The organism is Nostoc sp. KVJ20 (assembly GCF_001712795.1).
Classification (GTDB): Bacteria; Cyanobacteriota; Cyanobacteriia; order Cyanobacteriales; family Nostocaceae; genus Nostoc.
Map to the genome: position 1 here is coordinate 1 of NZ_KV757779.1, position 7,793 is coordinate 7,793.

Below are 7,793 nucleotides of genomic sequence, written 5' to 3' on the forward strand. Positions count from 1 at the left end.
CTTCCCCTGCTCCCCCTACTCCCCTGCCCCTCTGCCCCCCAACCTCCCCACCCTGCGTCACGCGCTGCCGCAATTTCACCCGTTCTAAGCGATTGACAATCCGGGTTACAAGTTCTGGCCCGACAATGGGCTTGCTTACAAAGTCATCAGCACCAACGCTAAACACCTGATTTACCATCTCGGCATCGCTATGCACAGTTAGAAATAGGATAGGTAACTCACTCCAGCGCGAATCGTTGCGTACCAATCGGCAAAGCTCTATACCATTTGTATGAGGTAATTCCACATCCAGAATCAGCATATCTGGCGCAACTGCTTCTAAGGTTTTCCAGAACTGAAGTGGATCTTCAAGAGCGATCGCCTTGAGTCCCCAAGGACTAAGTAAGGTTTGCAACAATGCCTGAATTTGCGGATCGTCATCTACAACCAATATTTTAGTTTCTGTATGGGGTTCATTTTGCCGCGATTGCGTTACTGTTTCTAATACCTGTGGGGTTGATGATGCAGATATTACCGCTGTGTTGTTTCCCTCAATTTCCCGACGCAATAACCTTACCCAACTTTCGAGGTTGCTAATCTCAAATTTACTCAAGGTTTGACCAGAACTTAACAGCAGTTCAATATTGCGTGCCAATTTTGAGCCAAGAGGTAAGCCAAAAGTACCTAAAGATCCTGCCAAAGTATGGGCCTCTTTGGCTGCGCTAGAGAGCAATTTGGGACTTGAAGTATTTTGATTTAAAGTTGCGATCGCTTCCTCCAGCAACCTCAGCTGCTCATCCACCCGCCCTTGAAATCGTTGCCAAATTTCCGCAACTGCCATTAGTGCTTGCTGCTGTGATTTGAGATTAGGCGCTGGGGAAGGAGAAGAAGCAGAGGGGCGGGGTGAAGGATGCAGAGGAGAGGAATTTTCCCCCTGCTCCCCTACCCCTCTGCTCCCCTGCCCCTCTGCCCCCCTGCTCCCTACTCCTTCTTCCAGTGATTTCAGACGATAGCCGATACCATAAACTGTTTCCACCAAATCACTAGCTGCTCCGACAGCTTTAAGTTTGTGTCGTAATCCTTTGATATGGGTACGAACAGCTTCTTCTTGTGGAGTATCTTCATAAGACCAAAGATGTTCTAAAATCATGCCACAGCTAAATACCCGCCGAGTATTTCGCAAGAATAGCTCTAACAGAGCATACTCTTTTGGAGTAAGTGGCAGCAGATTGCCAGCGTAGATCACTTCACAACTACTGGGATCTAGTTGCAACTTACCATATTCCAGCACAGGTTTCGAGTTTACGCCCTTGCGACGCAACAGCGCCCTAATACGAGCAATTAACTCTTCTTGGTCAAAGGGTTTAACTACATAGTCATCTGCACCAGCATCTAATCCGATCGCTTTCTCATGACCACTATCGCACCCTGTCAATAACAATATTGGCATTTGCAGACCATTAGACCGGATTTGACGACAAAGACTAATGCCATCTAGCTTGGGCAACACTACATCCAGAAGGATTAAATCATAATCGTAAGTTTGAATAAAATCCCAAGCCGCATCACCATCAGTAGCAATTTCAACCGCATAGTTTTGGTTAGTCAAAATGGCACTGAGTGAGTATGCATTTAACTCATCATCTTCTACAACTAATATTTTCATGTTAGAAGCTTTCCAAATTAAAATGGGTACAGCAGTTAATAAGCAAGCAACTTAAATTGCAAAATTAATCTAATATCAATGCAAGATTTTAAAACATCTTCCAAAAGGTTCATCTTTCCGGTTCATATTCATTAACAAATATCAATATTGATTAATTTTTAATTGATTTGTTATATGCTAGCTGCTACACTATTCAGGCGTCAGGAGTCCGAATGAACCCTGTACAACTCTAAGCAGAATGCTATATATTTTTAACTCAAAATTTTATTTAATCAATCATAAAGGCTTAAAAAAATCACAAAGCCGAATTCTGCAACACAATCGTATTTAATGGCTAAATCAATTGTTTCAACAAAACGGGTTGGCAGCCAGTTAATCCACTGGTTGCTTGAAGAAGATCGAGGAGAGAAGGAAGGCCCTTACCGCAAAGAAGAATCACATCGTCAGCATCCTTGGTGGCAGGTGATGTGCTTGACTGGTGTAGATTATTTCTCGACCCTTGGCTATCAACCTGGGATTGCAGCACTGGCGGCTGGCGCTCTTTCTCCTATAGCAACCCTGATTCTGGTTTTGCTGACGCTCTTTGGAGCATTGCCAATCTATCGACGCATTGCAGCCGAAAGCCCTAATGGTGAAGGATCGATCGCAATGTTAGAGCGTTTGCTCCCCTGGTGGCAAGGCAAATTACTTGTGTTGTGTTTACTCGGTTTTGTGGCAACTGACTTTATTATTACCATTACTCTTTCAGCAGCCGATGCCACAGCCCATATCATCGAAAATCCGCTGACGCCAAATTGGCTTCATAATCAGACGATCGCAGTAACCTTGATATTAGTTGCATTACTAGGCGCAGTTTTCTTAAGAGGTTTCCGAGAAGCTATTGGTATTGCAGTAGTTTTGGTAGGAGTTTATCTGCTGTTAAACTTCATTGTCGTTGGTGTCGGTTCGTATCAGATCCTAACTCACCCTGGAGCGATCGCTAACTGGCAGACTGCACTTTTTGCCCGCCATTCCAACCCTTTGCTCCTAATTGGAATTTCTCTGCTTATATTCCCCAAACTAGCGCTGGGATTGTCAGGCTTTGAGACTGGTGTTACCGTTATGCCTCTGGTTAAAGGCAGCAATAACGACACTCCGCAGCATCCCAAAGGGCGGATTCGGAATACACGTAAGCTGCTCACCACTGCTGCTCTGATTATGAGCTTCTTTTTGCTTACCAGCAGCTTGATAACTACTCTACTGATTCCAGTGGCAGAATTTGCATCTGGGGGCAAAGCTAATGGACGCGCCCTTGCTTATTTAGCACATCTATATCTAGGCGATGGCTTTGGCACAATTTACGATTTAAGTACTATTTCGATTTTGTGGTTTGCAGGTGCATCTGCAATGGCAGGACTGCTGAATATCGTGCCTCGCTACCTACCACGTTATGGCATGGCACCCAATTGGGCACGAGCAACGCGACCTTTAGTGTTAGTCTACACAGCGATCGCTTTTGTAGTCACAATTATCTTCAGAGCAAATGTGGAAGCCCAAGGCGGGGCTTATGCAACTGGCGTGCTTGTGTTGATCACCTCAGCCGCCTTTGCCGTCACCTTATCAGCCCACCGTCACCGACAGAAGCGGGCAAGAGCCGTTTTGGGGATCATTACACTGTTATTTTTATACACCACTATTGTCAATATCATCGAAAGACCAGAAGGGATTAAGATTGCGGGCTTCTTTATCGGCACAATCATTTTTACCTCATTGGTTTCTCGTGTTTGGCGTTCAACGGAACTGCGAGCAGAACGAATCGAAGTTGACGAACTTGCTGGTCAATTCCTTGCCGAAGAGAGCCAAGGAACAATACGACTGATTGCAAATCGGTTGAATATGGGCGATGTCCTAGAGTATTTTATGAAAGAGAAAGAGGTACGCGAAGACAACCATATTCCACCCAACGATCCAATTCTGTTTCTCGAAATTATGGTGTCAGATGCTTCGGAATTTGCCGATGTGATCAAAGTAAAAGGGGTGCAAGTTGGTGATTATCGCATCCTCCGGGCTGAAAGTGCAGCAGTACCTAATGCGATCGCAGCTTTACTACTTTATATACGTGACCATACAGGTAAAATCCCCCATGCTTACTTCGGCTGGGTTGAGGGAAATCCTATACAATACTTACTGCGTTTTATCTTGTTTGGTGAAGGTGATATTGCTGTAGTCACCCGTGAAGTACTCCGTCGGGCTGAAAAGAATCCCCATAAACGTCCTGGTATTCATGTTGGAGGTTGAGTCAAAAGTCAGTATTTCTTCTCCTAAAAGATGCTCTGTAGTAATATCCTCCGAAAAACCCTTAAGATACACCACTCTCAATACGGTTCGGTTAAGTCAAGAGACGCGATAAATCGCCGTCTCTACAAAAGATTGATCCTTGTAGAGACGGCGATTTATCGCGTCTTTGGATCTAGAATTTTCATCAAAAAACCTTAACCTAACCGTATTGACACCACTCTCTCTTTCCATTCTTGGAAACAATACTTAGATTTACACCACTTTCAGCCTTCACTGAACCGTATTGGAATATAAAGAATATACAAAGCTCAGTACTGGTATATACATTTCTCGGTGAATAATGTGAAGAGTATGCAAAGATGCTTATTTAAGCATAGACATCTCCTCAAGGTTGACGTATAAAACATGTCGAAAACGCCAAAATTTGGCGGTTTCTTTATGCTCTAAAACAGCAGTTTGAGAACTTAAAATTACTGAGAAAATCGATTTAGGAAAGTAAGAGTTATGGCAAATATCATTGGAACAAACGGTAATGATACCCTACTCGGTAGTAACGGTGCGGACACTATTAACGGTAAAGCAGGCAACGATATCATCACACCTACCTATGGCAGCGATACGATCACAGGTGGAGGCGGCAAGGATAAAATTGTCTACAGCTTAAACAACTTACCCAACTACGACACCGATATTATCACTGATTTCAATGGCATAGGTAAAGGAACAAACCCTACGGCAGCAGTCATTGCGGAAGTGGATATCATAAAATTCCAAGGCGATATTTTAACTGCCAAAAATCTGCTGCTCACCCAGAATGGTAACAACCTGGAAATCACTTTTGAAGGAGAGCTTGGTAATGCCAAACTGATCCTGCAAAACTTTGCCCTGGAAAACCTGGAAAACCTCAGCAAATCTACAGGAGCCACTGTAGACTTGGGCAATATTTTGTTTGATGGGCAAACTACCATTACTGACAGCTTTGATGTCTTCGATGACAACTCCACCCAAAGCACTATCTTCAAGAAGAATACAGTCACCTTCCTTAACGACCTAAACAACAATGTTATCGGCTTTGACAACTCAGATGATGTGATAAATGGTCAAGGGGGTAATGACACAATAGATGGTTTAAATGGCAACGACTTGCTGCGGGGTGGTGCAGGGAATGATATCCTCAATGGCGGTGCGGGGAATGATACCCTCAACGGCGGTGCGGGGAATAACACCCTCAATGGTGGCGCTGATGACGATTACTTGAATGTTAATAATTTAAGAGGCGATAACCTGCTTTCTGGAGGTGATGGCAATGATTCTCTTAGTACCTTTCGCTCCTCTGGCAAAAACACCCTCAACGGCGGCGCTGGTGACGATACCTTACATGCTGAATTTTCATCAGGCGATAAGCTACTGAATGGGGGCGATGGCAATGATTCTCTCTCCATCCTTGACTTTGAGTACTACGAACCCGGTGTCCCCTCGTCTGACAAAAACATCCTCAATGGTGGTGCTGGTGACGATACCTTGAGTGCTAGTGGCTCATCAGGTGACAACCTGCTCTCTGGGGGCGATGGTAACGATTCTCTTAGTGCCTTTGGCGCCTTTGGTAATAATACCCTCAACGGTGGCAAGGGCGATGATATTCTCATAGGTGACGGTACCAGTGGCTATGGCTTTGATATCCTCACAGGTGGCGGTGGCAAGGATAAATTTGTTTACAGATCCTTAACCTACAGCAGCACTGATATTATCACGGATTTCGGTGGAGTAGGTAAAGGAACAAATCCTTCGGCAGCAGTCATTGCCGAAGTGGATACTCTAAATTTCCAGTCCAATGGCTTCACTGCCGAAAATCTGCTGCTTACCCAGAATGGCAACAATCTGGAAATCACTTTTGAAGGAGAGTTTGGTGGAAGCAAACTCATCCTGCAAAACTTTGCCCTGGAAAACCTGGAAAACCTCAGCAAATCTACAGGAGCCACTGTAGACTTGGGCAATATCTTGTTTTATGGGCAAACTACTATTACTGACAGCTTTGATGTCTTCGATGCCAACTCCACCCAAAGCACTATCTTCAGGAAGAACACAGTCACATTCCTTAATGACTTAAATAATAATGTTAGCGGCTTTGATAACTCAGATGATGTGATCAATGGTCAGGGTGGTGATGACATAATAGATGGCTTAAGTGGCAATGACTTGCTGCGGGGTGGTGCGGGCAATAATACCCTCAACGGTGGTACTGGTGACGATCGCTTGTTTGTTGACTATTTAGTAGGAAATAACCTGCTTAATGGGGGCGATGGCAATGATTCTCTCGTTGCCTCTGGCTATGAGTTCTACAGCAGCTACATCCAAAAAGGCGACGATCTTCGCCCAGAGGGCAATAATACTCTCAACGGTGGTGCTGGTGACGATACCTTGAGTGCTAGCGGTTCAACAGGTGATAACCTGCTCATTGGAGGCGATGGCAATGATTCCGTCTCCGTCTCTGGCTATTACTTATCACTTGGCGGCGACTACTTCGAGCCCTACGACAATCGCTCCTCTGGCAATAATACCCTCTACGGTGGCGCTGGTAATGATACCTTGAGTGCTAGCGGTTCATCAGGTGATAACCTGCTCTCTGGAGGCAATGGTAATGATTTTCTTGATATCTCTGGCTTTGCCGAACCAAATTACGACTCCTACTACAACTCTGTATCCTCTGGCAATAACACCCTCTATGGTGGCGTTGGTGACGATACTTTAAATGCTAGCGCTTCAACAGGCAATAACCTACTGGATGGAGGCGATGGCAATGATTCTATCTATGTAAGCACCCCATCCCCATATCTTGCCTTCTCTTCTTTAGTAACACAAACGGTAGATGGGGGGACAGGTGACGATTTGTTGTCCGTCGATTACCGCGATGCTACAGGGGGAATCACTTCGACTTTTGATGCCACTACTAATACTGGATCAATTACGGCGGGTACGAATCAGGTTAACTACAAGAATATAGAACGATTCAATATCTTAGGGACAGCCTATGACGACAATATTGTGGGGAGCAATGGCAACGATAGGCTCTCTGGGGGCTACGGTTATACTATTTATACTGACAGTTTAGATAATGACACACTTTATGGAGGGGATGGTACTGATACCTTTGCTTTCAATAGTTCCAATGAAGGTATTGATACTATTTCTGATTTCAACGCCACTAATGAACTTATTCAAGTATCGGCTGCTGGTTTTGGTGGCGGGTTATCAAGAGGTTCACTTTCAGCTAGCCAGTTTACCCTCGGAACATCTGCAACGACGATAGCTCAACGATTTATCTATGATAATTCTACAGGTGAACTGTATTTTGACCAAGATGGTAGTGCGTCTGGGTTTACTCAGGTAAAATTTGCACAACTTTTGGGTGGTGTGACACTAACCGAAACCAATTTTGTAGTTGTTTAGCGTTCCACCATCATTCTAGACACGGAATGCAAGGTTCTCTCATAAGCACCTTGCATTCGATTGTTCAATGCAATCTCTGTGTTATGTAGGAATCCGCTTTGATTTCTGAACTAATTTGCATAGGCAGGCAATAGGCAATAGGCAATAGGCAAAAGTCAAGAAGGCTTCTTGGTTGTACTGAGTTTTTTCAGAAATCAAATATGCGTCCTATATAGATAGTAAATGTTGAATTTTTTCCTGAACTTTCGGTATTTTCTTGTTTTGTGGCTCTTTTTCAGGAGGGGTTTGAATCCTATAAGTGAAAAAACCTCCTGCCTCCTGCCTCCTGCCTCCTGATGCATAAAAATAAAATGTTTCTTGATTAAATTATGTGATTATTGTGCTGAAAGCCAAAACAATAGCAAGTTCGCACAAAAATATAAAA

The 7,793-nt window shown here is 44.2% G+C and carries 3 protein-coding genes; 2 read left to right on the forward strand and 1 reads right to left on the reverse strand.

From position 1 onward, the window contains the following. Nucleotides 1-1,645: response regulator (locus tag A4S05_RS36345; RefSeq protein ID WP_141699912.1), on the reverse strand; the 1,645-nt coding region annotated here is incomplete at its 3' end. A gap of 330 nt (nucleotides 1,646-1,975) precedes the next feature. Here A4S05_RS36345 and A4S05_RS36350 point away from each other — a divergent pair. Next, complete coding sequence (locus tag A4S05_RS36350; protein ID WP_069074610.1) at nucleotides 1,976-3,922, forward strand: APC family permease; 1,947 nt, start codon at nucleotides 1,976-1,978, stop codon at nucleotides 3,920-3,922. Nucleotides 3,923-4,426: 504 nt separating this feature from the next. Then, the gene (locus A4S05_RS36355) at nucleotides 4,427-7,369 is read left to right on the forward strand and encodes a beta strand repeat-containing protein (protein WP_069074611.1); all 2,943 of its coding nucleotides are present in this window, start codon (nucleotides 4,427-4,429) and stop codon (nucleotides 7,367-7,369) included. Nucleotides 7,370-7,793 lie beyond the last annotated feature (424 nt).